Origin of the sequence: Dokdonella sp., from assembly GCF_041395345.1 — a bacterium.
Classification (GTDB): Bacteria; Pseudomonadota; Gammaproteobacteria; order Xanthomonadales; family Rhodanobacteraceae; genus Dokdonella.
Window position 1 is genome coordinate 270,846 of the sequence record NZ_JAWLAR010000002.1, and the last position, 23,865, is coordinate 294,710.

The window sequence follows — 23,865 nt, forward strand, 5'->3', positions numbered from 1 at the left end:
CGCAGGAAGGCGGAAGACGCTCACCCTGCACGAGGCAGACGCCCGACCGAGGTACTGCCAGCGCTTTCTGGCGTATCGGCTGCAAACAGCGATGGCTAGTGGCTACCGCCCGCCAGGATGATCAGGTGTGCAGCCGTCGCGACTTCAGGCTGTTCATTCGGGTATTCCGAGCCGAGTCCACCGGTTGGACGACACACCAGCGATCCGGTAGGGGGCGTGCAGACGATTTCGCCGGCCCGTGCCAGCTCGAGCGCCTCGTTTTCCCGTTCGATGGTCTTTGCAACCGGAGCCCCGGTAGCACGGACTTTCCGACAGACGTGTGATCCCATCGGGGGCGTGCAACCGAGCTGACTGGCAGCCGCCACGCGCTCGCGTGCGACGAACTCGAAATCCTGGCGGAACCTGGCGCCCGTACCTGCCTGAACCGTGGCGGGGTCGAATTCCCATTGCGACAACGCCCGCCGTGCGGCGGCGGTGAAAGCTCCGGAGCGATCACCCGAAACGACGCGGATATCGCGCACATGGCCCGACGGGTCGATGCCGAACACAAATCCCACTCTCGCATGTGTTTCGCCCGGGCTCGGGTTCGAAAATTCGGGCGATACCTTGCGCAGGATCGTCGGTTGCTCGCTGTCGAGCGACTCTGCGGCCAGGCTCGGCGCAACCGCAACCGCGGGCGCGGCCAGGCGGGTATCCGCAACATCAAGGTCACCCACCTCGATCGGCAGACGCGACACACCTGGCGCCGATGGCTGCTGCAGCACCGCCAGTTTTACCGGCCGGTGAGCGGTGGCGGCTACTTCGGCCTGCTCCTGTTCGGCAACCGTCGATGCGAGCGCAAGCGCGCGGGTGTCCGGTGCGGGCTCGATGGCCAGTGCAAGATCCGGGGCTGCTGCAAACACATCCGGCATGGATGGGGTGACAGCGAAGGGGGCGGGCTGGTCGAAGTCGGACCGCAGGGCAGGTGCGATGACGGAACGTGCGGATGTTTCGAGGCCTTCGGGCTCGCCAGGTTGCGACATGAAGGCGATCGAGACGATCAGTCCTGCACTGCCTGCAGCGACCAGCCAGGCGCCTCGATGCGAGCGCCGGGACGGATGCCGGGCCCCTTTCGAACTGATGATCCGCCGGACACGATCGAGCAGCATGCCTCCGGACGCGGCCACGGCAAGCTGCGGAGACATCTGGCGCACGTCCTCCAGTGCAGCCAGTGTGCGGGCATATTCACTGGGCTCGCTTTCGGTCAGGCTGAGCACGAGGTTGTCGCAGCAGATCTCGCGCTCGTGGCGGACCTCGCGCGAAATCCAGTGCACGACCGGATGGTAGAAGAGCAGGGTCTCGACCACGGTCTGGCCGAGGTTGACCAGATGGTCGAGCCGACGCAGATGACCCAGCTCGTGGGCAAGGATCAACTCTAGCTGTTGACGTGGAAATCCGATCACCACCGCAGCGGGGAGAAGGATCACGGGCTTGATCCAGCCCATCAATGTCGGTGTATCGATGTGCCGGGAAACCAGGATGCGGATCCCGCGCATGCCACCAAAACGGTCCGCCACCTTGAGCAGCAGCGCTTCTATATCGGCCTGTCGATAGGCCAGTTGCGTGGCGATGCGGTCCAGCGCGCGCCACTGGTGGACCGCGCGCCAGATCATGAAGGCGACGCCAAGCACCCAGATCAACACGAGGGCGGGCAGCACCTGACTGATATCGGCACTCGTCGACTCGAGGCTGGAGGCCAGGACTCCTGCCTGCCCTGATACAACCACTTCAACTCCGAGGCTGGAGACCAGGGTCTCGCCCTGCGGCCTCAGGATCCAGAAGGTCAAGAGCGGACACAGCGCCACAGTGCCAAGGGAAAACAGCCCCAGGGCATAGCGCAGCGAACTGTGTTCGCGCGCGACCAGGGAGCGCGCCGCGGCGAAGAGCAGGCCCACCAACAGGCCTTGCCAGATGAAGTGCAGCAAAACCAGGCCCAGCGCTTGCACCCAGGCCATTGCCTCGCCGGGGAGAATCATGACTTCCCGCCCGACTCGATGCTGTCGAGCAAGGCGCGGATCTCCTCGAGCTCTTCGCGACTGGCCTTCGGTTGTCCGCCAAGCGCTTGCAGCACGAGTTGTGACGGCGAGCCATCGAACACACGCTGGACCATGTCGCTGACGAATCTGCGCTGGTTGTGCTGCTTGCTGATGGCCGCGCGATAGACATGTGCGCGTTGCGAATCGTCACGATCGACCAGTCCCTTGGCATGCATGATCTGCAGCATCTTCAGGGAGGTGGTGTATCCGGTTCCGTCGTCGCGATAGTGCGCTTCATGCAGCTCGCGCACGGTCATGTCACCGTGTTCCCAAAGCACATTCAGGATACCCAGCTCGGCCTCGGTAGGCTTCGGAGTCGTCTGGTTGGACTTGCCGCGCATGCAAACCTCCGCTTTGCCGTTTCGACATCAATTCTATGGGGGCCAGGCGCTTTCAGGGGACCGGGCTGACCAGAACCCAAGCGCTCATGATGAGCGTAGTCAGTCCGGTCCGCGCTGTCAACGACATGCCTCGTAGTTATCCCGGCCACTCGACGCGGGCCAGCGGCCGACAGGGCCGGGCATCAGCCAAAAACCACCTTGCCGGCCTCGACGCGCACGGGAACGCGCGCAAGACCGTTGCTGCAGGGCCCGGACAGGCAGTCGCCGGAGTCCACCGCGAACATGGCGCCATGAGCCGCGCACATGATCGCGCCATCCCTGACCATGAATTTTCCAGGCACATAGTCAAGGTTGCGACCCTGGTGCGGACATTCATTGTGATAGCCGAATACCCGCCCTCCCTGACGCAGCAGGATCACCTGGAAACCGCCTGTAGACGAATCGATGCGAACGGAAATGGCGCCCGCGTCGGGAATCTCGTCCAACTGGCACAAGACCTTTGATTCGTTCATCTGGACCTTCGACACTTGCGACGGGCGGGTGCAGCCCCAAGAATAACCTTCCCGGAGCCAATCGCGACGCGAACTTCGGGCTGATTCCCGTGCCCAGCGAGGTGAGAGCATGTTCGTGATCCATTCCGGTCTGCGTCCGCGCAACCCGGTGACTCGCCTGATCGGCTGGGTTCTCGGGCTGCTCGCCGTGCTCGGTGTGCTTGCGCTGGGCTTTTTTGCGTTCGTTGCCATTCTGGTCGTCGGCGCAATCTGGATGCTCGTCAATGCCCTGCGTGGCACCGGGCGTCCACCTGCACGCCCCGCTTCCCGCACGCCCGAGAGCGGGATTATCGATGGCGAATTCATCGTGGTGCGCGAATCCGAGAAGAGAACGCGCATCGAGGCCGCGTCGATGGATGCGAATGACGACGTGAATCGGCGCTAGTCGGCGCTCACGCGGCTCCCTTGCAAGGCCCAAAACCGGTACTGGTGTCCGCCTCGGGAATAGCGGACGCTGGCATCCCGAATTTCCGGTACGCACGGGCCCGCCGTCGCGATGAACATGCCCACGCCCACCGACGCCGGCAATGAACTGGCTGCGACCCTGCCTCTCTGGCACTCCCCGCGGCTGCTCGTGCCACTGGCCCTGCTCGCCGTCTACGTCATCTGGGGTTCAACCTATTTTGCAATCCGGATCGCCCTCGAGAGCTGGCCGCCTTTCCTCCTCGGTGCCGTACGCTTCCTGATTGCCGGCGGACTGCTCTATGCCGCCTTGCGTCTGCGCGGAGTCGCACCACCCACGCGCCGTCAATGGTTCAATGCGGCCATCACCGGCACGCTGCTGCTGGGCGTCGGCAATGGGCTGGTCTGTTTTGCCGAACAGACCGTGGCCTCGGGCCTCGCAGCGATCGCGGTAGCCAGCATGCCGCTCTTCGCAGCCGCATTCGGAGCCATGTACCGGGACTGGCCAAGCCGCCTCGAATGGCTGGGGCTGGTGATCGGATTTTGCGGCGTCATCCTGCTCAACATGGGCGCTGGCATGAGCGGCGCGCCGATCGGCGCCATCGCCCTGATCGTCGCGGCCACCGCCTGGGCGTTTGGCTCGGTCTGGAGTCGACGTCGCGACATGCCGCCCGCTTCGATGAATACGGCAGCGCAGATGATAAGCGGCGGATCCGCTCTTTGCATGGTTGCGATCCTGATGGGAGAACGCTTCCCTGAAGAACCGACCGCGCCCGCGTTGTTGGCGATGCTCTATCTGATCGTTTTCGGTTCGCTGGTCGCGTTTACCGCGTATCTGTATCTGCTCAGGAACGTACGCGCCGTGCTCGCGACCAGCTACGCCTACGTCAACCCGCCCGTCGCCGTACTGCTCGGCGTTGTCTTCATTGGCGAAGTCGCCCGCGCCACGGACCTGGTCGCAATGGCCGTGATCCTGGCAGGCGTGGCGATGATTACACTGGGGAAGGTGAAGAAGCGGGAGTGAGGAGTTTGCCCCTCTCCGCAGCATCAGAAGTTGTCCGCTGGGCGGATGACGACCGCATTGATGCGGAGGCAGAGCAGAGCAAGTAGCAGTTGCCAAGGGCATATGAACCGCTTGGGAGGCAAGACTGAGCGAGCTTGTGTATTGTAGAAATCATGAAATCAACAGCTGCCATCTACACCCTCATCTTGACGGTGGTCGCAATCGGAGCAATCTTTCTGCTCCGGGACTCTGATGACAATGGACCGGCAACGCTTCAGCACGCTAAGCAAATTGAAGAGCCTGCGCCACAAGAAGTTGTTGCGAAAGGGGACTCGACGCCTCAACCCATAGAATCCAGAATTGCAGAACCGAGAGAGCAAGGCAGTCCGCCTGGACTCTACCGCTCGTTCGAAAAATCGCAGGATCTCTCGCAAACACTCGTAGAGCTTGAATATCGAATTGCCGCGGGCGATTCGACCGCCATGGTGTTGGCAGCAAAAGCGCTGGTCGAATGCGCGCTACTGAAGGTGGATCCTCTGCACGTCGAAACCATGCGTCAGATCAGCGAAATTGCCAAGCAAAATGGGTTGCATGAGATTCCACCACGCTTTCTCGCCGAACATGAAGCACGCTGTGGCGCACTGGCTAGATCAGTGGCCCCCGTGGAAAGCGCGGCGAGCCTGATGCATAAAGCGCTGGAGCGCGAAAATCCAGTTGCGCTAGCACAGGAACTGACTTCCAGATCAGCGACAACGTCTGACGTAGAAGCAAAGTCAATTGCAACTCGTGTACTGGAAACCAAAGATCCATATGCCATTGCTCAGCTATCAGAGCTCATGAGCCAGGACGATAGAATGGGCAGGTTTTCAGGAACCCGGGCATCCAAGTTCACGTGGCAGTTCGTAGCTTGCGATCTCGGAATGGACTGCTCGTCTGACAGCTATATCGTAAGACAAACATGCCTCTTCTACTTGGCCTGCGGAAATGGCGGATACAAAGATGTCGTCAGATACACCATGTCAACGCCCGCCGAGTTTCAACGCATTCTTAGCCAAGAGCAGGAAATATTATTCTTGATAGCGCAAGGTCGCTGGGCGGAAATATTTCAATAGAACTTGGCGCCCTTCAATCAACAGCAGTCGTTACAAACCGGTGCATTGCCGACATGATTGTGCGGACCTGCTTCTTCAAGTTGCATGCTTTCCGCAGTCTGGAGTGTAGCGACAACCCCCAGAATTTCCGACCCAGGCGTGGGCTTCCCCCACGCGCGTACCCTCATCCACCCTTCGGGCACCTTCTCCCGGCGGGAGAAGGAAGTGCTATCTCCCCACTCCCTATTCCCCACTCCCGGCTCTCAAGACTCCCGCAGCGCCGTCGTTACCGGCAGGCGCGCAGCGCGAACGGCCGGCAGCAGGCCACCGACGAAACCGATCGCGAGCGCCCACTTGATACCGGACCATAGCAGCGCTGGCGATACCGAGAACTGGAAGACCACCTGGCTGAAATTCGAGCCCAGCGTCGAAACCGAGTAGTTGTTAAACAGCAGCCATGCCACCAGTGCGCCGAGCAGGCCTCCGATCAGGGCCAGCAGCATGGTTTCGAGCATCACCGACACGACCACGGGCGGCGAACGGAAACCGATCGCGCGCAAGGTGGCGATTTCACGGGCACGCGTGGCGACCGCCGCATACATCGAATTGAGCGCGCCGAACACTGCACCGATGGCCATGATCGTGGCGATCGTGATGCCGACGATGCGAATGACCTTGCTCAATCGTTCGGACTGTGCCGTGTAGTACTCAAGCGTCGTTTTTGCTTCCACTTTCAGACGCGGATCGCTGGAAAGGGCTGCCTTGAATGCATCAAGTGCCTCGGGCGATGTCAGCCGCACCGTGACGGACTGGAAACCCTGGCGCCGGTAGGCGGCCGATACGGTGTCGACATCACCCTGCAACTCCGACTCGTGTGCATCGCCCGATTCGAATTCGCCGACGATCGTCCACTGCTGGTTGTTCAGATTGATGGTCGAACCCGGATCGAGACCCGCGAACTGCTGGCGCGCGCCCTTGCCGACAATCATTTCTCTCAGCCCCGGTGTGAACTTGCGTCCCTCGATGATTTTCACGTTCGGACGCAGGGCCCATGCCTGTGGACCGACACCACGGATTTCCACGTTGGCGTCGGTTCCGGTCGACTTCTTCGGCAGGTTGGCAACGACCACCAGCTCGGACGAGGTGATCGGCTTGCCCTCAGCATCGCGGAGGATTCCTGGCGCTTGCGCAATCAGGGTGGAATCATCGCGCGACACACCCGAACTCAATTCCGCGGTCGCCCCACCACGCAGGACAATGGCAGTCTCGCTGTCGCCCGTGCTCTTGAGTGTCTTCTGCAAGCCGTCGCCCATGGCCAGCAAGGCAACCAGGACACCGACCACACCCGCAATACCGACGACGATCACCGAGGATGCACCGAGGCGCTGACCCAGGGTCGAAACGCCGACCCAGGTCACCGCAGCGGCCTGGCGTCCCATGCGGGTCAGCAACATCCACAGACCCAGCAGGACAGCGAGGCCAAGCAGGGCCGGAGCGGGCAACACGACCCAGAGGACCACGGATGCCACGATCGCAAGCGCGAGGCCAAGGCCGGACAGCATCGATTTCAGTTTGCGCATGTCAGTTCTCCTAGCGTCCGGCCAATGCGTCGACAATATTCAGTCGCATCGCCCGTAGCGCCGGCAGCACGCCAACCAGTACGCCGATGCCGACCATCATGATCAATCCGGTTATCCAGGTGCCCGCGCCCACGGACGGCAATTGCAGGGTGCCGCCGCTGGCCGAGCTGATCACCGGCATCAGGATCGAAACGAGCCCGAGCCCCAGCGAACCGCCTATGACAATGAGCAGCACGGCTTCGGCGAACACCAGCAGGAGCAGGCTGACGTCCGAGAACCCCATGGTTTTCATGGTTGCCAACTCTGGCACGCGTTCGCGCACGGCCTGGGCCATGGTGTTGCCGGTCAGCAGGAGCAGGGTGAAAAATACGGCCCCCATGATCGCGCTGACGATCAGGCCGATGTCGCCGAGCTGCTTGGCGAAGGAAAGATTGAAGGCCTGCTCGGTCTGAGTCTTGGTCTCGTGATCCGAGTTCGCCGAAATCGCGTCGATCGCCTTGGCTACGCTGTCGGACTGGTTCGGGTCGCTGACCTGCACAATGATCCAGCCCACCTCGTGCTGGGCGTAGCTATTGGCTTCGTCGAAATAGTCCCAACGAAAGAACAGTTGTTGTTCTGCCCCGCGCAGCTTCTCGTCCCTGGCTTTGAAGGTGCCGACGATGTCGAATATCCAGGTCGTTTCGCCGTTCGCCTTGTTCGGATAAATGGCTCCGGAGACCGGCACCTTGTCGCCCACCTTCCAGCCGAAACGCTTGGCCAGCGTTTCGCCGACCAGGGCCCCGGTACGTGTCTGGCGGAACGCAGTCAGCTGTTCGGGCGCAATCACCAGCTCGGGGTAGATCTCGAAATAATTCGGATCGATGGCGATGTTGATGCCCTGGTTCTTGCGATCCTGGTAGTAGCCGCCGAACCAGTTCGCCCAGGTCAGGTTCTTGACCCCCTCGACATTGCGGATGCGCGCAACAAGACTCTGCGGCAGGCCCTGGATGATCGAATACCTCGACGACACGATCATGCGGTCCACACCGGCCGCGTCGCTGCCGGCATTGAAGGCCGTGCGCACGCCATCAAGCAGGCCAAACAGCAGGAAGGCCGCCAGCACCGAGAGCAGCGTCAGCACGGTACGCGTCTTGCGCCGGAACAGCGCAGCCCAGATCAGATGGAAATACTTCATCGCTCAGTCCTCCGCTTCAGGCGGCTGCTTGCTCGACCAGGGTGCCCTTGTCCAGATGCAAGGTATGCGTGGCGTACTCGGCGGCCTTGGGATCATGCGTGACCATGATGATGGTCTTGCCGTGTTCGCGATTGAGTTGCTGCAGGAGACCGAGTACTTCCTCGGCCGACTGACGGTCCAGATCGCCGGTCGGCTCGTCGCAAACCAGCAGGTTCGGATCAGACACGATCGCGCGTGCTATCGCGACGCGTTGTTGTTGTCCACCAGAGAGTTCGCTGGGCTTGTGACCGCTGCGATCGGCCAGGCCCACCAGTTGCAGGGCGATGGACGCATTGCGCTTGCGCTCGGCCGAGGAGAGCCGGGTCAGCAGCAACGGAACCTCGACATTCTTCTGCGCCGACAGCATCGGCAGCAGGTTGTAGAACTGAAAGATGAAGCCGACATTGGCCGCACGCCACTTGGCCAGCGCTCCGCCGCCCAGTTGATCGATGCGCTGGCCGCCCACGGTCAGTGAGCCGCCGCTGGGTGAGTCGAGACCGCCGATCAGGTTGAGCAGCGTCGTCTTGCCCGATCCGGATGGCCCCATCAGGGCCAGGAAGTCGCCCTGCTCGATGTCCAGATTGACGCTGTGCAGCACTTCGACTTTCTGATTGCCGCGCTCGTAGACCTTGCTGACATCACGCACTTCAACAATGTTCGACATGACCTTCTCCTGCTGCGAATTCGTTTGCCCCGGCACGCCTCTATCTCTACGAAGCGAGCCCCTTCGGACTGCTGCGCGCTGGCAGCTATTTCTTCAACTGGATGGATGAACCGTCCTGCATTTCCGCATCCGGTTCGCGCACGACGGCGACGCCATTGGCGAGGCCCTCGACTAGGCGCAACTCGCCCATGTTCTGTCCTGGCACGACTGCCTGCTGTCGGACCTTGCCATCTTCGATCCGGAATACGACGCTGCGCCCGTCGCGCTGGACGATGGCGCTGGGCGGCAACAGGACCCCGCGCGGTGCCTGCGCAGGTGCCGTGCTGTCCGATGGCTCGTCCATGAAGGACACTCGCGCACCCATGTCGGGCAGGACACGGGGGTCCTTCTGCTCCAGACCGACACGCACCTTGACCGTGGCCTTGCCGCGGTCGGCGGTCGGAATGATGGCGATGACGCGGGCCGGAATCGTCCAGTCCTGGTAGGCATCGAGCACCGCCTCGGCCGGAGCCCCGGGACTGACGCGATTGATATAGGACTCGTTGACGTCGACCTCGATCTCCAGCGAATCCATGTCGACGATCGTGCCGACGCCGGTACGCGTGAAGCCGCCGCCGGCGGACAATGGCGAGATGATCTCGCCCACCTGTGCCGCCTTGGCAATCACCACGCCGGAAAATGGCGCGCGCACGACCGTGTAATCAAGCTGCACCTGTACGCTGCGCAACTGTGCTTCGGCCAGGTCAACAGCCCTGCGCTGGGAGTTCAGTTGTGCGACGTAGGAGTCGACCTGCGTTTGCGCCGTTTCGACCGCCTGGGCCGAAACCAGCTTGCGCCCGACAAGATCCTGGACACGCACGAGGTCGCGGCGGGCCTGTTCCAGTTGCGCCTCGTACTGGCCGACAAGCGCCCGCGCCTGGGCCACCTGGGCCTTGGCCTGGGCCAGACTGGCCTGCTGCGCGGTATCGTCCAGTCGCGCCAGCACCTGTCCCTCGTCGACATGCTCGCCTTCTTCGATCAGCACCTCGGACAGGGTGCCGGTGATCTGTGCGGAGACAGTGGCCTGCCTGCGTGCGGTGACGTATCCGGTAGCCTGCAAGACGGCGGTGTTTCCGCCACCACTGGCCGACGGTGCGATCGCAATGACCGAGCTCACTTCAAAGGACTTTCCCGCCGCCGTGCTCCACCACCATGCGCCGCCGGCAATCAGCGCGGCGACGAGCACCAGGGCGACGATCCACGGCGTGCGCGAGGGCGGTTCGACCTTGTTCCGGTCGATGCGCAACTGGTTGAGCAATTCGCCCTGGTTCTGCATTCTGTGTTCCTGGCCGCCTGCGAGGGCGCTGAGTCTGCCATAGACTGGGCTGCGATCCGATCTGGAACAAGCGGCTGCAATCATGTATGCGGGATGACGAATGTCAGATCGAGCCATCCACGGATATTCGGGCAAGCCGCTCTGGCAGAAACTGGGGCTAAAGCCCGGCCTGCGCATCCTCGTCCTCGATTGCCCCATGGACTACGCCGAACTGACAGGCCTCGGCGCCGATTCGCTGGATCTTGTCGGTCGGCGTGCACGGTTCGATCTTGCCCACGCGTTCACCATCAAGAGCAGGCAGCTTGCTGACCGGGTGCGAACCCTGTCGACGCGCCTGCAGGCGAACGGTGTGATCTGGATTTCCTGGCCAAAGAAGTCTTCGGGCGTACCTACCGACATCACCGAAGACACCATCCGCGAAGTGGCCCTGCCGCTGGGACTGGTCGACATCAAGGTTTGCGCGATCGATGCGACATGGTCGGGACTCAAACTGGTATGGCGCAAGGAGCACCGTGCCAGAATACGGTCAACCCAGCACGCTCAGGAATCCCAGCCATGACGTTTGCCATCGCCCCGCATGCCATTCCGGGAATTCCCGTGGCAGGAACCGACATGCGTTTTCCGGTCCATCGAATCTATTGCATCGGGCGCAATTACGCCGACCACGCCGCCGAAATGTGCTCGGCGGTCGAGCGCGTGAATCCGATCTTTTTCAACAAGCCTGCCGATGCCATCGTCATCAACAACGGCGATGTCCCTTACCCGCCGGCAACGAAGGAGCTGCACCATGAAGTCGAGATGATCGTGGCCCTGGCCACGGGTGGTCGCGACATCGCGGTCGCCGACGCACTCGATCACGTTTATGCCTACGGCGTCGGTCTCGACCTGACCCGGCGCGACCTGCAGTCGATTGCGAAGGCAAAAGGCAATCCCTGGGACACGGCCAAGGGCTTCGATTGTTCGGCACCGGTGTCCGACCTGCACCGGGTCAGCGAGATCGGGCATCCGGGGAATTCACGCCTTGTGCTCAAGGTAAACGGCGAACTGCGTCAGAAGACCGAGACCGACATGATGATTTTCAGTGTCGCCGAGATCATTCATCTGCTGTCCGGGCTCTTCGAACTGCAATCGGGCGACCTGATCTACACCGGCACGCCGGCTGGCGTTGCCCTGCTCGAGCGAGGCGACCGTTACCACGCAGAACTGGAGGGCGTGGCGACACTTGAAGGCCACGTCATCTAGCCGATCCTTGTGTTCGCCATTCCAGCCTGAAGCGGAACAGCGAACGTTGTACAAAGGTCAATCGAGACTTGCCCGACCCCCACAACAGCCGGCCGGGCATGTCATGTCCTTCCCCGCCCATGCTGCGCGATCGCACCGGCGCATCTCGGGCGTGAAAGTTTGCAAGAAACCAGCATCGGCATCGTATGCTGGTTAGAGTACGACTGCGGCGAGTTTGCAGCCGCCCGATTCGCAATACTGGAGGAATACCCTGATGAGCATGATGTCCGAGTTCAAGGCTTTCGCCATGCGTGGCAATGTGGTCGATCTCGCCGTAGGTGTGGTCATTGGCGCCGCGTTCGGCAAGATCGTCACCTCGCTGGTCAACGACGTGATCATGCCGCCCATCGGCAACCTGATCGGCGGCGTGGATTTTTCCGCCTACAAGTGGGTCCTCACGGCCGCCGGTGCCGATGGCAAGGGCGAAGTTGCGATCCAGTACGGCGCGTTCATCAACACGATGATCCAGTTCACGATCATCGCCTTCGCCATCTTCCTCGTAGTCAAGGCAATCAACCGCATGAACCGCAAGGAAGAGGCCGCGCCTGCCCCGCCACCCGCGGATGTCGTTCTGTTGACCGAGATCCGCGACCTGCTGAAGCAGGGAAAATAGCAGGCAAGGTCGACACCATGGTTCGGGGGGCACCGGAACATGACCTTGGCCATGTTCCGGGTCGCCCAGGATCTGGCACTCTACGGAATTGCCTGAACGGAACTCCGAACGATGAAACACCGCGCAGCCCTGCTCCTGGCCCTGTTGCTTCCCTGCGCGGTGCCATGCGCAGCCGAAACCGAAACACGCATTCCGGCAGTCGCCATCGAGACCGCGAGCGAATTGCGTGATCGCGCTCTCAAGGATGATGTCGCGTACGACATCGTCGAATCGCTGACGACGGAAATCGGCTCGCGGCTCGCCGGTAGCGAAAACGATCTCAAGGCACGCGAATGGATGATCGCGAAGTTCAAGGCGCTCGGCTTCGACAAGGTCTGGAGCGAGCCTGTCAGCTTTCCGAAGTGGGTGCGCCGCAGCGAAAGTGCCGCGGTCGTCGAACCCTACCCGCAGCCGCTCACGATCAGCGCGCTGGGCGGATCGGCCGGCACACCGGCTGGTGGCCTGGTTGCCGAAGTGATTGCGTTTCCGGATCTTGAAGCCATGAAGGCCGCGGCGGACTACACGGTGCGCGGCAAGATCGTCTATATCGCCAACCCGCGCATGCATGCGCTGCGCGATGGCCACGACTATGGTGCGGGCTCTGGCGTGCGTGTGCAGGGGCCCGAGCAGGCCGAAGCCAAGGGTGCGGCGGCATTTCTGCTGCGATCGGTCGGCTCGGACGGGAACAGACTCGCACACACGGGCATGACCCGCTTTTCGAATCCTGACAAGGCGATTCCGGCCGCAGCGCTGTCGAACCCGGATGCCGACCAGCTTGATCGCATCATCAAGCGTGGCAAGCCGGTCAAGCTGCGTCTCTCGCTTGATTGCGGAACCGAGGGCAGCTACACGGGCGCGAACATCATCGCCGAATTCACCGGCAGCCAGCGCCCGCGCGAATATTTCCTGACCGGTGGACATCTCGACTCCTGGGATGTCGGCACGGGCGCCATCGACGACGCAGCCGGTGTCGCGATCACGACAGCGGCCGCCGTGCTGATTGGACGGTTGCCGGAACGTCCTGCGCGCAGCATCCGCGTCGTGGCGTTTGCCAACGAGGAATCCGGCCTCTACGGTGGCAAGGCGTATGCCGCCCAGCACCACCTTGAAATCGACAAGGTCATTCTCGGCGCCGAGTCAGACGGTGGCGCTGATCGCATCTATGCCATGAGCGCCACGGTCAAGCCCGAGGCGCGTGCCGCCATCGGTCAGATAGCCGAAGTATTGAGGCCCCTCGGCATCGATTACGACGCCACCCTTCCCGGCAGTGGCGGATCGGATTTGTCCGCCGTGCACGCAGTCGGCATGGCCGGACTTTCGCTACGCCAGGACACTTCGCGCTACTTCGAATGGCACCACACCGACAACGACACTCTGGACAAGGTCGATCCGGAGCAGCTGCGTCAGAATGTTGCGGCTTATGCCGTCGCGATGTACCTGGCAGCGTCGGCCGAAGGAGACTTCGGATCTGCGCCTGGTGCATTCGAGAAGGCAACGGCGTCACACTAGACCCCCTGCTTCCCTTCGAAATCGACCGTCGCACGAATCGCCGACTTTCACGCTTGCCGCAGCCAGCGAATTTTCGCGCTTTCGAATCCTGCGTTACCCTCGGGAATCCGGGAACTGAAAGGGATTGGCTGCGTTGGGCGCTAAATTTCGATTTTTCAGCTGGATTCTGGCCGGGCTGGCTTGCCTCATCGGCGCGGCGCAAGCAGACAACGACGCGAAGGCGGACGCGCCCCTGATCATCGGCGTCAAGGTCGCGCCGCCTTTCGTAATCGCGGAGGACCACGGATATGCCGGGCTCGCCATTGATCTCTGGCAGGAGGCCGCGCTGCAGAACAAGTGGACGTTCGAGTACAGGCAATACGAACTCGAGGACTTGCTGGATGCGGTCAGTCGCGGTGAAGTGGCGGTTGGCATCGGCGCCATCACGGCGACCGCCGAGCGCGAAACCAGGATGGATTTCGCACACGCCATCATCAGCTCGGGCCTTGGCGTGGCCGTTCGCAGCAACCAGCGTTCTGGCTGGCTCGCAGTGATTGGCGCCCTCCTTTCACCAGCCTTTCTGAAGATCATAGGCATCATGATCCTGATGCTGCTCGGAGTAGGCGTGCTCGTCTGGCTACTCGAGCACAAGGGCAATCCAGAGCACTTCGGCGGAGGGAAAAGGCAAGGGATCTTCTCCGGATTCTGGTGGGCCGTCGTCACCATGACCACGGTTGGCTATGGCGATCTCGCGCCTCGGACCGTTGGTGGTCGCATACTCGGCATGATCTGGATGGTGACCGCCCTGCTGGTCGTGTCGTTTTTCACGGCGTCGATTACCAGCGCCTTGACCGTCGGGCAACTCAGCCAGCGGATCAGCAATGCCGACGACCTGGCCGGAGCCAGGGTGGCCAGTATCGCCGACACGACCAGCGCGGAATGGCTTGAGCGTCGCGGCCTCGATTTTGCCACTGCCGACGACGTCAATGCCGCGCTGCGCGACCTGGCCGACGGCAAGGTGGATGCGGTGCTCTACGACGCGCCCCTGCTGCGCTGGGAAATCAGTCGCAAGTATCGTGGCGTGCTGCATATCCTGCCACTCGTTCTCGAACGACAGGACTATGCGTTTGCCCTGCCTGATTCGAGTCCGTTGCGCGAGGCCCTGGATGCATCCATTCTCGGCGCGATCAATGCGCCGGACTGGCACGCACGCGTTTCCGAATACCTGGGCGAACGCGAATAGGCGTTCGGCGGCCCTTCCGCACGTTTTCCGCGGGCTTGCCAGCACGGTTGCCGGAGGTCGGATCCGGACATTGCTCGTCATTCTTCGGGCCTGCCCGCACGGCAACCGTGGTTCCGGCCCGATCCTTGCATCAGATTCCCTTGCCGCGCTTGATCGTGGCAGCGGACCTGCGCTGCCGGGGCGATGCCGGACCCTTTCGACAGTGTGTCGAAGCGGTGATAGGGTGAGGCCACAGGGGGAACATGTGCGAAGGCTGAAAGGGCTGCTTCGTCCTCAAACGCCGATTCGAGGCCAGGCGCTCGACGCTCGCGCTCGCTTCCGCAACCTGCTGGACCCGGCTGGGCTTGATGAACTGGCCCGCGAGATCGAACGACTGGCTTGCGAAACCCTGGGCTGCGAACACGCCACGCTTGTTCTGGACAAGAAGCATCCGCCTGAGATCACCCGACGGGATTCGGCTGCGGCAGAGTCGCTTTGCATGGACCTGGCTGGTGACCGCGCGCAGCTCGTTCTGGAATTCCAGCGTTGCATTCCTGCCCAACGCAGTTGGACCGATTCCGATTGCGCCTGGATCGACATCGCAGACGTTCGACTGCGCGAGGCACTCCGCATCGCCGACCTGACCCGCGACCTCGAGACGGCGCGCAGCGACGAAACCCTCCAGCAGGCGCTCTATACGATCGCCAACCTCGCCTACTCGAACATCGACATCACCGAGATGATGGCCCGCGTGCACGCCGTTGTCGGCCGACTGACATACGCCGAGAACTTCTACGTTGCGTTCTACGACGACACGCGCGACGTCATAACCTTTCCCTACTATTCCGACACCGACGATCAGACCATCGACGAGACCCCGGTCGAACTTTTCGGAAAGGACTACCCGAGCAGCCTGACTTTCGCCGTCGCGCATACCGGCCGATCCATGCTGGGCTCTTCGGCCGGGATTCGGGCACAACTCGGCATCACCGAAATCGACCCGCGCCTGGGCCCTGATTGCGTGGACTGGCTCGGCGTTCCCATGCTGGAAGGCGATCGTGTGCGCGGCGCCGTGGTCGTCCAGAGTTACGACGAATCCCGGCGCTACAGCGAGGACGACCGACGCCTGCTGACGTTCGTCGCGCAGCACGTTCTTTCCGTCGTGTCGCGAAAGAAGGCCCGCGAAGAGCTCGAACTCGAGGTCCAGCGGCGAACCGCAGAACTGGCAGATACCAACCAGACGCTGCGCAACGAAGTTTCCGAACGCCAGCGAGCCCAGCGCATGCAGGCGGCGCTTTTCCGCATCGTCGAACTCGCCAGTGAAAGTACGCGCATGGATGCGTTCTATGTAGGCGTGCACAACGTCGTATCCGGGCTCCTGAATGCCCGGAATTTCTTCATCTCCCTGTTGTCCGAAGACGGTTCCGAACTGAGATTTCCGTACTACGTCGACCAGCACGATACTGCTTTCCCGGCACGACGCCTTGGCAATGGCATTACCGACTGGGTCATCAACCACCGGCGTCCGTTGCTGGCCACCGAAACCGAGATCCGGGACCTGATCGAAGCGGGAGAAATGATCGTCTTCGGCACCTTGCCGAAGTGCTGGCTCGGCGTGCCCTTGCTGCTCGACGAGCGAGCCCTGGGCGTCATGGTCGTGCAGAGCTACGACGCAGAGGACGACTACGGCGTGGCCGAGCAGGAAATCCTGCAGTTCGCCTCGTTCCAGATCGCCACGGCACTGGAACGAAAGCGGTCGCAGGAACGCCTGCTCGAAGCCCATGCCGATCTCGAGCGCCGAGTCGGCGAGCGTACCGAAGAACTCAAGCTGGCCAACGAAGGTTTGCGCCAGCAAATTGCAGTTCGCAAGCGCGCCGAATCGCGACTCAAGCATGAAGCATTTCACGATGGCCTGACCGGCCTGCCGAATCGCGCAGCCTTGCTCATGCGCCTGCGCCAGGTTCTCGGTCGCTTCCAGCACGATCCGTCACGTCTATTCGCTGTTCTGTTCCTCGACCTTGATCGATTCAAGGTCGTCAACGACTCAGTCGGCCACCTGCTCGGCGACGAGCTGCTTGTCGAAGCTGGCAAGCGCATTTCGCGCTGCGTCCGCTCTCCGGATTCAGTGGCCCGGTTGGGTGGTGACGAATTCACGATCCTGCTTGAGGACATCTCCTGCGTCGACGATGCCTGTCAGATCGCCACCCGTGTGCTCGAAGCACTGGTCGACCCGATCCGGCTTGGCGACAAGGAAATCTACACTTCGGCCAGCATCGGCATCGCGCTGGCGCATGAGCGCTACCAGCTTCCCGAGGAGCTGCTGAGAGATGCCGACGTCGCCATGTACCGGGCCAAGGCCCACGGTCGCCAGCGATTCGAGTTGTTCGACGAACAATTGCGCCGCGAAGCGCTCGACATGCTCGACCTGGAAAGCGACTTGCGCCGTGCGCTGACCCGGGACGAGTTCGAGCCCTTTCTGCAACCCATCGTTCGGCTCGCCGACGGCGCCGTTCTCGGCTACGAGGCCCTGTTGCGCTGGCGTCATGCAAAGCGCGGCATTCTGCTGCCGGAGGACTTTCTGGCCGTCGCCGAGGACAGTGGAAACGTCGAGCAGATCGACTGGCAACTGTATGAAAAGGTGTGCAGGGCGATCGCCGGACTCGATGATCCCACCGCCTATGTCGGCATCAACGTATCAGCGCGCCATTTCCGCTCGCCAAACCTGGTCACTACCCTGCTTGAGCTGCTCAAGGCCTATGACGTTCCGACCTGGCGCATTCGCATCGAGGTGACGGAAGGTGCGTTGCTGCAGGATCCGGAGCAGGCCATTGCAACCATGCTGCAACTGCGCGAGGCGGGTGTACTTACCTCACTCGACGACTTCGGCACGGGCTATTCATCGCTTTCCTATTTGCACCGCTTCCCTCTGCATGCCCTGAAAATCGATCAGTCCTTCATCGCCGAACTGAATTCGGACCTGAGCGGCAGCAGCGCTGCTGTCGTGCGGGCCATTCGGGCGCTTGCAGAATCGCTCGGCATGGAGGTGATCGCGGAGGGCATCGAGACCTCGGATCAATGCGACGCCCTGATCCGGCTTGATTGCAAGATTGGACAGGGATTCCTGTTCGCCAGGCCCCAGCCCACCGATAATCTCGCGCGAGTCAATTGAGGCAGTCTGGCTGCACGGGCGGAATGGCTCCTGGCCGACGCAGGGTGGCATTTCGCAGCATGCCGGATCCCTGCAACGGCCTGATCTGGTCAGCCGCGCTGCTGTCGCCAGTATTCGCCCAGCACGACGGCCGCGCTGGCGGCGATATTGAGGCTGTCGACCAGGCCGCTGCCAGGAATGCTGAGGCGTTGATCGGCCGCATCAATCAGCTCCGCGCGCATGCCCTCGCCTTCGGCACCGAACACGATTACCGATCGCGGCGACAACTGCGTGGAGTAGAGATCCTGGCCATCATGCGGGACGGTCGCAGCGATCGCGTAGCCGGCAGAACGCAGTTCGGAGATCGCCGCTGACTCATCCTCGATCCTGGCCAGCGCCACCACCTCGGCACCCCTTCCGCCACACGCGCGGCGGCACCGGAAAGATCCAGCGAGGACGCAGCCGGCACGATCACGCCAGCGGCATTGAAGTGTGCCGCACTCCTCAGCAAGGCACCGAAATTGTGCGGGTTGCCGACCCCATCCAGCCAGATCAGCAGGGATCTCGCGGGTGCCGGCGGCTGCGCGGCAAGCAGTTCTTCCAGGCCGAGCGGAGCCTGGCGACGCATCTCGAAGCACAGACCCTCGTGGTGTCGCGACGCGGTCAGCTTGTCGAGATCGGTCGTCTCCACGACGCGATAACCGAGTCGATGACTTGCACACCAGGCCAGTACGGGCCTCAGATCGTCAATCCGCGACTCCAGCAGGTAAACCTTGCGCAAATCGTCCGGCCGCCTGGCAAACGCAGCCAGGCAAGCGTTCAGTCCGTACAGGCGCAATTCCCCGCTCGGGCGAACGACCCTCGGGCGCTCTTCGGCGTCTCGAACCGGCGACGATTCCGGCTCGATCGCTGCTCGCGCATCCGCCGGTTGCTTTCGATTCTTCCAGGGCGAGGGCCGCCCGGACTTGCCAGTCTTCCAGGGATTGTCGGACATCTCAGCTACCCCGCCTTGCCGAATCGGCTTCCGACCGAAGCATGGCATACATCCACAGGTCGAATACTTCGTTGCGCTTGATGGCGGCACGCCGCAGCGTGCCTTCTCTTGCAAAGCCGCTCTTTTCCAGCACGCGGGCCGAAGCCGGATTGTTCGACAGCACCGTGGCCTGCAGGCGCTCGAATCCGTAGTTCGCAAAAACGTGCTCGCACCAGCGCGGCAGGATGCGGCTCATCAGACCGCGCCCCCAGTAGCGGCGGCCAAGCCAGTAGCCGAGCTGGCTGCCGATACGCAGCGTGTCTTCGCCCGGACGCATGCCGATTCCGCCAACGGCCTCGCCTTCGATCTCGATGGCCAGCACCAGCGAGGGTGGCTCGACCGGATGCGAGAGGAAATTGTCCGCATCCTGGCGCGTGTACGGATACGGGAAACGGTCCGACAAGCCGCGCGAGACGCCTTCATCGTTCGCATGCCGAACCAGCGCCTCGCGATCGTCCAGGCGCCACGGCCGCAGGATGTACCCCTCGCCTGCCACCAGCGGGCGGTCAGCGCTCATGCATGTCCGCCGACAGCCGGCGTTTCCGCATCGAGTTGCTCGATCTTGCGTGTCAGGGCATCGGGCGAGCGCGTGTACGGCGCGAGCAAGGCATAGAAGGAAGGCACGACATACAGCGAAAGCAGGGTTGAAAATGCCACACCAAAGATCACCACGACACCAATCGCCGATCGACTGGCCGAACCAGGCCCGCCGGCCAGCACCAGTGGCACCGCACCCGCCATCGTCGCTACCGAAGTCATCAGGATCGGGCGCAGGCGCACCGCGGCCGATTCGGCGATGGCATCCCTGATGGCCATGCCCTCATCGCGCAGCTGGTTGGCAAATTCGACGATCAGAATGCCGTTCTTTGCAGCCAGCCCGATCAGCATGACGATGCCGATCTGGCTGAAGAGATTCAGTGTGTTTCCGGTCAGCCAGAGTCCGATCAGGGCGCCGAGTACCGCCAGCGGCACCGTGAGCATGATGACGAACGGATGGATGAAGCTTTCGAACTGGGCTGCGAGCACGAGGTAGACGATCAGCAGCGCCAACGTGAAGGTCAGCAGCACGGCGCCACCCGCTTTCATGTACTCGCGCGAATCGCCCTTGTAGTCGAGTTGCGCTTCCGGCGGAAGCTCTTCGGCCGCGGTCTTCTTGACCCATTCCAGCGCTTCGCCGAGCGAATAGTCGGCGGCCAGGCCTGCCGAAATGCTGATGCTGCGCAGGCGATTGAATCGATTCAGGCGTCCGGGCTCGGCCAGCTCGTTGAGAGTGACCAGGTTGGCCAGCGGAATCAGTTCTCCGCTGCGCGCAGAGCGCACGTAGAGATTGTCGAGGTCGGCAGGCTCGGTGCGATCGCTGCGTTGCGCCTGCATGATCACGTCGTATTCCTCGCCACCCTCGACGAAGGTCGTGACGCGGCGACCGCCCATCATGGTTTCCAGCGTGCGGCCGATTTCCTGAGCCGAAACACCGAGATCGGCCGCACGCGAATGGTCGATGTCCACGCGCATCTGCGGCTGGGTTTCCTTGTAGTCGGAATCCGGATTGGTCAGACCGGGGTTTTCCTCCATGCGCGTCAGCATGCGATCGCGCCATACCGCCAGCTCCTTGAAGTCCGGCCCGCCGAGGACGACGTTGAGGGGCTGACCGCCGCTGCGCACGAGTCCGGTCCGGTAGCTCGGAAAGGCGCGCACGCCGGGAAGGCCGGCAAGATCCTTGCGCAACTGGTTGGCGACTTCGGGCGTGGATTCGCTGCGCTGCTGCCAGTCCTTGAGAAATACCGTGATGCGCCCCGTGTGCATGTCCTGGCTGGCGCCATAGCTGCCCGGCACGCGCGAATTGAAGCGTTCGATCGGCCCGCCTTCGCCGATCAGGCCGAAGAATTTTTCTTCCACCTGCTGCATCTGTTCCACCGTGTAGTCGTAGCCTGCACCCTCCGGGCCGCTGACGGAAACGAACAGGACGCCTTGATCCTCGGTCGGGGACAGCTCGTTCGGCACGACCTTGAGCAACATGCCGCTGACCAGAAGCGCGGCGATCATGAGCAAGCCGAAAATCACCGGCTTGCCGCTGCTGCGTACGATCTGGCGACGGTAGACCCGGGTCAGCGCGTCGAGGTGACGGTGGATCCAGACATTGAAACCGCGCTTGCCGCTATGCGGTCTCACCAGTTTGGACGCCATCATCGGTGTCAGCGTCAGCGCAACAAAGGCTGACAGGGCCACCGCGCCAGCGAGGGTCACCGAGAGTTCGCGGAAGAGCCTCCCGGTGTTGCCCTCCATGAAACCGATCGGAAGGAACACCGAGACCAGAACGGCCGTGGTGGCAATCACGGCGAAGGCGACCTGGCGCGTGCCGCGCTTCGCGGCAATCAGTGGCGGCTCACCGAGATCGGTTCGGCGCTGGATGTTTTCCAGCACGACGATGGCGTCGTCGACCACCAGGCCGATACAGAGCACCAGGGCCAGCAGGGTCAGGAGATTGATCGTGAAACCGAACGCGTAAAGGCCGATGAAAGCCGCAATCAGGCAGACCGGAACCGTGACCGCCGGAACAAGCGCCGATCGTGCGCTGCCAAGAAAGAGGAAAATGACGATGACAACGAGCACGCCACCCTCGATCAGCGTTGCGTAGACCCGTTCGACTGCCGCCTCGATGAAGAGGGTCGAATCATAGGCGACGAAAATCTCCGTGCCTTCGGGCAGCGATTCCTGCACACGCTCGGCCTCGGCCCGCGCCGCGCGGGCGACATCGAGACTGTTGGCCGTCGAGGTCTTGACGATTCCGAGACCGACATTGAACTGACCGTTGCTGCGCAGGTAGGAACGACGTTCCTCGGGGCCCAGCTCGACTTTCGCGACATCGCCCAGACGCACCACGTAGCCGTCCTCGCCCTTGGCCAGGGACAGGGTCGCGAAATCCTCCGCGGTCTCGTAGCCACGCTGCACGCGCAGGGTGAAATCGCGCGAACCCGATTCGATGCGCCCTGCAGGCAGCTCAATATTCTCGCGGCGCAGGGCCGCCTCGACATCGGAGACGGCAAGACCACGTGCAGCGAGAGCCTCGCGGTCGAGCCAGATGCGCATGGCGTAGCGCTGGCCACCGCCCACGAACACGCGTGCGACACCCTCGATCGCCGACAAGCGATCCGATACGTAGCGCTCGGCATAGTCGCTCAGCTCGAGCGCATTCATCCGGTCCGAGCGCATGTTCAACCAGAGTATCGGGCTGGAATCGCTCTCGACCTTGGAAACTTCCGGCGGATCGGCCTCCTCGGGCAGGCGATCCTGCACGCGGCTGACGGCATCGCGAACGTCGTTCGCGGCGGCTTCGATGTCGCGCGTGAGATTGAATTCCATCGAGACATCCGAGCTGCCATTGCGGCTGCTCGATTCGATCACGTCGACGCCTTCGATGCCGGCCAAGGCATCTTCGAGCACCTGGGTGATGCGGGTCTCGACGACTGCCGCGGAGGCGCCTGGATAGTTGACGCCCACCGAAACGATGGGCGGATCGATGGCCGGCAACTCGCGCAAGGTCAGGCGCGAAAACGACATCACGCCAAGCACGATAAGCAGCAGGCTGACCACGGCCGCGAATACCGGACGCCGGATTGAAATGTCGGAAATGCTCATTCTTGCGGCGCCCCCGCGCGACGGGTGTCGGCGATCTTCGCGCCCTCGCGCACCTTCACCGTGCCGTCCTTCACGATGCGGGTCCCTGCAGCCAACCCGCTGCGGACCTCGACCATGCCATCCTTGCGTACACCGAGTTCGACCCTTTCGCGCTTGACCGTGTCTTTTTCATCCACGGTGTAGACGAACGAGTCCGAGCCGATCTGCTCGATCGCGATTTCGGGAACAGCCAGCACCTCGCGCGCCGGGCGAAGTACACGCACGTTGAGCAGCATGCCCGCTCGCAAGGCGCCATCGTTGTTCGGAATTTCGGCACGCACGAGGACTGCCCGGGTCACCGGATCCACGCGCGAGTCCACCGACACGATGGTTCCATCGAAGCTGCGCCCTGGGTAGGCCACGCTGCTGGCCTGGATATCGAGGCCGGGTCTCAGCGCGGCCAGAAAGCGCTCCGGCATGCCGAAGTCGACCGTGATCGTATCGATGTTGTCCAGTGTCGTGATGACCGTGCCCGGCGTTACCAGGGCACCGACACTGACCTGGCGCAGGCCGAGCACGCCAGCGAAGGGCGCCGTGACCACGCGATCGGCAAGCTGAGCGCGAAGAAACTCGACCCGCGCCTTGCTCGACTCCTGGGTGGATCGGGCCGTGTCGGCGACCTGCTGCGACACCGTGCCCTTGCCGACCAGATCGTCATTGCGCCGCATGAGGCGCAGAGCATCCTTGTAGTTCGCCTGTGCTTCGGCGAGTGCGGCAACCTGCTGTCCGGACGTCATTTCGACCAGCACATCACCGGCGTCCACGTGTTGCCCATCCTTGAAATTCACCTTGCGCACGGTCTCGGTGATCTTTGCAGTAAGGGTGATCGACTCGCGTGCCTTGGTGGTACCGACAGCCTCGAACGAATCAACCCAGGTCACAGGCTCGACCAATGTGGTGGTAACCGGAATCGCGGGCGCGGGCCCCCTCGAGCCAGAACCCGAATCCGGGCTCGAGCAGGCGGCCAGCACAAGCATCGATGTTGCAAGAAATGTCGCTTTCCACTTCAGCATGACTCGTCGGATTCCCAGGTTGTTGGTTTCGTACGCTTGATGGTGGAACCGATACGGGTACGGTTACCGCGACCGGCGTGCCTGAGCAAGTCGCTCGGCGAGGAAGCTCCCGCTACCG

19 protein-coding genes and 1 pseudogene are annotated in these 23,865 nt (G+C 62.5%); 9 read left to right on the forward strand and 11 right to left on the reverse strand.

Annotation, left to right across the window (positions count from 1 at the left end):
* Nucleotides 1–95: 95 nt before the first annotated feature.
* From R3F00_RS03250 to R3F00_RS03260, 3 genes are all read right to left on the reverse strand, one after another.
* On the reverse strand, nucleotides 96–2,015 hold the full coding sequence (locus R3F00_RS03250) for a TonB family protein (RefSeq protein WP_371280268.1): 1,920 nt from the start codon (nucleotides 2,013–2,015) through the stop codon (nucleotides 96–98).
* Entirely contained in the window at nucleotides 2,012–2,416 is a 405-nt protein-coding gene (locus R3F00_RS03255; RefSeq protein WP_371280269.1) for a BlaI/MecI/CopY family transcriptional regulator, read from the reverse strand. Before R3F00_RS03255 ends, R3F00_RS03250 begins: the two co-directional genes overlap by 4 nt.
* Nucleotides 2,417–2,598: 182 nt before the next feature.
* The gene (locus R3F00_RS03260) at nucleotides 2,599–2,928 is read right to left on the reverse strand and encodes a Rieske (2Fe-2S) protein (protein WP_371280270.1); all 330 of its coding nucleotides are present in this window, start codon (nucleotides 2,926–2,928) and stop codon (nucleotides 2,599–2,601) included.
* Nucleotides 2,929–3,037: 109 nt separating this feature from the next.
* Between R3F00_RS03260 and R3F00_RS03265 the strand changes: the two genes are divergently transcribed.
* The 3 genes from R3F00_RS03265 to R3F00_RS03275 all read left to right on the forward strand — a co-directional run bounded on the left by R3F00_RS03265 (nucleotide 3,038) and on the right by R3F00_RS03275 (nucleotide 5,484).
* Nucleotides 3,038–3,352 (forward strand): hypothetical protein, encoded by a 315-nt coding sequence (locus tag R3F00_RS03265; protein ID WP_371280271.1) that lies wholly within the window; start codon nucleotides 3,038–3,040, stop codon nucleotides 3,350–3,352.
* 117 nt (nucleotides 3,353–3,469) lie between these two features.
* The gene (gene yedA, locus R3F00_RS03270; RefSeq protein ID WP_371280272.1) at nucleotides 3,470–4,393 is read left to right on the forward strand and encodes a drug/metabolite exporter YedA; all 924 of its coding nucleotides are present in this window, start codon (nucleotides 3,470–3,472) and stop codon (nucleotides 4,391–4,393) included.
* 152 nt (nucleotides 4,394–4,545) lie between these two features.
* A complete protein-coding gene (locus tag R3F00_RS03275; RefSeq protein ID WP_371280273.1) occupies nucleotides 4,546–5,484 on the forward strand; it encodes a hypothetical protein in 939 nt (312 codons plus the stop codon).
* 242 nt (nucleotides 5,485–5,726) lie between these two features.
* On the opposite strand, the gene R3F00_RS03280 is transcribed toward R3F00_RS03275, so the two are convergent.
* From R3F00_RS03280 to R3F00_RS03295, 4 genes are all read right to left on the reverse strand, one after another.
* Entirely contained in the window at nucleotides 5,727–7,043 is a 1,317-nt protein-coding gene (locus R3F00_RS03280; protein WP_371280274.1) for an ABC transporter permease, read from the reverse strand.
* Between the two features lie 10 nt (nucleotides 7,044–7,053).
* On the reverse strand, nucleotides 7,054–8,217 hold the full coding sequence (locus R3F00_RS03285; protein ID WP_371280275.1) for an ABC transporter permease: 1,164 nt from the start codon (nucleotides 8,215–8,217) through the stop codon (nucleotides 7,054–7,056).
* A 16-nt stretch (nucleotides 8,218–8,233) separates the two neighbouring features.
* Nucleotides 8,234–8,920: an ABC transporter ATP-binding protein gene (locus R3F00_RS03290; RefSeq protein WP_371280276.1), complete on the reverse strand. Its 687-nt coding sequence runs from the start codon at nucleotides 8,918–8,920 to the stop codon at nucleotides 8,234–8,236.
* An 85-nt stretch (nucleotides 8,921–9,005) separates the two neighbouring features.
* On the reverse strand, nucleotides 9,006–10,235 hold the full coding sequence (locus R3F00_RS03295; protein ID WP_371280277.1) for an efflux RND transporter periplasmic adaptor subunit: 1,230 nt from the start codon (nucleotides 10,233–10,235) through the stop codon (nucleotides 9,006–9,008).
* A gap of 100 nt (nucleotides 10,236–10,335) precedes the next feature.
* Between R3F00_RS03295 and R3F00_RS03300 the strand changes: the two genes are divergently transcribed.
* The 6 genes from R3F00_RS03300 (at nucleotide 10,336) to R3F00_RS03325 (ending at nucleotide 18,047) form a co-directional block, all read left to right on the forward strand.
* Nucleotides 10,336–10,794: a DUF3052 family protein gene (locus tag R3F00_RS03300; RefSeq protein ID WP_371280278.1), complete on the forward strand. Its 459-nt coding sequence runs from the start codon at nucleotides 10,336–10,338 to the stop codon at nucleotides 10,792–10,794.
* A complete protein-coding gene (locus R3F00_RS03305; protein WP_371280279.1) occupies nucleotides 10,791–11,477 on the forward strand; it encodes a fumarylacetoacetate hydrolase family protein in 687 nt (228 codons plus the stop codon). Before R3F00_RS03300 ends, R3F00_RS03305 begins: the two co-directional genes overlap by 4 nt.
* Before the next feature lie 253 nt (nucleotides 11,478–11,730).
* Nucleotides 11,731–12,129, forward strand: a complete 399-nt coding sequence (gene mscL / locus R3F00_RS03310) for a large-conductance mechanosensitive channel protein MscL (protein WP_371280280.1) — start codon at nucleotides 11,731–11,733, stop codon at nucleotides 12,127–12,129.
* Nucleotides 12,130–12,240: 111 nt separating this feature from the next.
* On the forward strand, nucleotides 12,241–13,677 hold the full coding sequence (locus tag R3F00_RS03315) for a M20/M25/M40 family metallo-hydrolase (RefSeq protein WP_371280281.1): 1,437 nt from the start codon (nucleotides 12,241–12,243) through the stop codon (nucleotides 13,675–13,677).
* A 133-nt stretch (nucleotides 13,678–13,810) separates the two neighbouring features.
* Nucleotides 13,811–14,899, forward strand: coding sequence for a transporter substrate-binding domain-containing protein (locus R3F00_RS03320; protein ID WP_371280282.1), 1,089 nt, complete (start codon nucleotides 13,811–13,813; stop codon nucleotides 14,897–14,899).
* A 244-nt stretch (nucleotides 14,900–15,143) separates the two neighbouring features.
* Nucleotides 15,144–18,047, forward strand: a complete 2,904-nt coding sequence (locus R3F00_RS03325) for an EAL domain-containing protein (RefSeq protein ID WP_371280283.1) — start codon at nucleotides 15,144–15,146, stop codon at nucleotides 18,045–18,047.
* A gap of 89 nt (nucleotides 18,048–18,136) precedes the next feature.
* Here R3F00_RS03325 and R3F00_RS03330 read toward each other — a convergent pair.
* The 4 genes and pseudogenes from R3F00_RS03330 to R3F00_RS03345 all read right to left on the reverse strand — a co-directional run bounded on the left by R3F00_RS03330 (nucleotide 18,137) and on the right by R3F00_RS03345 (nucleotide 23,747).
* Nucleotides 18,137–19,068, reverse strand: a pseudogene (locus R3F00_RS03330) (TrmH family RNA methyltransferase).
* Nucleotides 19,022–19,576 carry a GNAT family N-acetyltransferase gene (locus tag R3F00_RS03335; RefSeq protein ID WP_371280284.1) on the reverse strand — a complete coding sequence of 185 codons (555 nt, stop codon included), beginning with the start codon at nucleotides 19,574–19,576 and terminating at the stop codon, nucleotides 19,022–19,024. Before R3F00_RS03335 ends, R3F00_RS03330 begins: the two are co-directional and overlap by 47 nt.
* Nucleotides 19,573–22,695, reverse strand: a complete 3,123-nt coding sequence (locus tag R3F00_RS03340; protein ID WP_371280285.1) for an efflux RND transporter permease subunit — start codon at nucleotides 22,693–22,695, stop codon at nucleotides 19,573–19,575. Before R3F00_RS03340 ends, R3F00_RS03335 begins: the two co-directional genes overlap by 4 nt.
* Entirely contained in the window at nucleotides 22,692–23,747 is a 1,056-nt protein-coding gene (locus tag R3F00_RS03345; RefSeq protein ID WP_371280286.1) for an efflux RND transporter periplasmic adaptor subunit, read from the reverse strand. Before R3F00_RS03345 ends, R3F00_RS03340 begins: the two co-directional genes overlap by 4 nt.
* Between the last annotated feature and the right edge of the window lie 118 nt (nucleotides 23,748–23,865).

Excerpts from the sequence above, each read along its gene's own strand:
- R3F00_RS03250 (WP_371280268.1), bottom strand. The coding sequence starts at position 2,015 with ATGATTCTCCCCGGCGAGGCAATGGCCTGGGTGCAAGCGCTGGGCCTG.
- R3F00_RS03255 (WP_371280269.1), bottom strand. The coding sequence starts at position 2,416 with ATGCGCGGCAAGTCCAACCAGACGACTCCGAAGCCTACCGAGGCCGAG.
- R3F00_RS03260 (WP_371280270.1), bottom strand. The coding sequence starts at position 2,928 with ATGAACGAATCAAAGGTCTTGTGCCAGTTGGACGAGATTCCCGACGCG.
- R3F00_RS03265 (WP_371280271.1), top strand. The coding sequence starts at position 3,038 with ATGTTCGTGATCCATTCCGGTCTGCGTCCGCGCAACCCGGTGACTCGC.
- yedA (WP_371280272.1), top strand. The coding sequence starts at position 3,470 with ATGCCCACGCCCACCGACGCCGGCAATGAACTGGCTGCGACCCTGCCT.
- R3F00_RS03275 (WP_371280273.1), top strand. The coding sequence starts at position 4,546 with ATGAAATCAACAGCTGCCATCTACACCCTCATCTTGACGGTGGTCGCA.
- R3F00_RS03280 (WP_371280274.1), bottom strand. The coding sequence starts at position 7,043 with ATGCGCAAACTGAAATCGATGCTGTCCGGCCTTGGCCTCGCGCTTGCG.
- R3F00_RS03285 (WP_371280275.1), bottom strand. The coding sequence starts at position 8,217 with ATGAAGTATTTCCATCTGATCTGGGCTGCGCTGTTCCGGCGCAAGACG.
- R3F00_RS03290 (WP_371280276.1), bottom strand. The coding sequence starts at position 8,920 with ATGTCGAACATTGTTGAAGTGCGTGATGTCAGCAAGGTCTACGAGCGC.
- R3F00_RS03295 (WP_371280277.1), bottom strand. The coding sequence starts at position 10,235 with ATGCAGAACCAGGGCGAATTGCTCAACCAGTTGCGCATCGACCGGAAC.
- R3F00_RS03300 (WP_371280278.1), top strand. The coding sequence starts at position 10,336 with ATGTCAGATCGAGCCATCCACGGATATTCGGGCAAGCCGCTCTGGCAG.
- R3F00_RS03305 (WP_371280279.1), top strand. The coding sequence starts at position 10,791 with ATGACGTTTGCCATCGCCCCGCATGCCATTCCGGGAATTCCCGTGGCA.
- mscL (WP_371280280.1), top strand. The coding sequence starts at position 11,731 with ATGAGCATGATGTCCGAGTTCAAGGCTTTCGCCATGCGTGGCAATGTG.
- R3F00_RS03315 (WP_371280281.1), top strand. The coding sequence starts at position 12,241 with ATGAAACACCGCGCAGCCCTGCTCCTGGCCCTGTTGCTTCCCTGCGCG.
- R3F00_RS03335 (WP_371280284.1), bottom strand. The coding sequence starts at position 19,576 with ATGAGCGCTGACCGCCCGCTGGTGGCAGGCGAGGGGTACATCCTGCGG.
- R3F00_RS03340 (WP_371280285.1), bottom strand. The coding sequence starts at position 22,695 with ATGAGCATTTCCGACATTTCAATCCGGCGTCCGGTATTCGCGGCCGTG.
- R3F00_RS03345 (WP_371280286.1), bottom strand. The coding sequence starts at position 23,747 with ATGCTGAAGTGGAAAGCGACATTTCTTGCAACATCGATGCTTGTGCTG.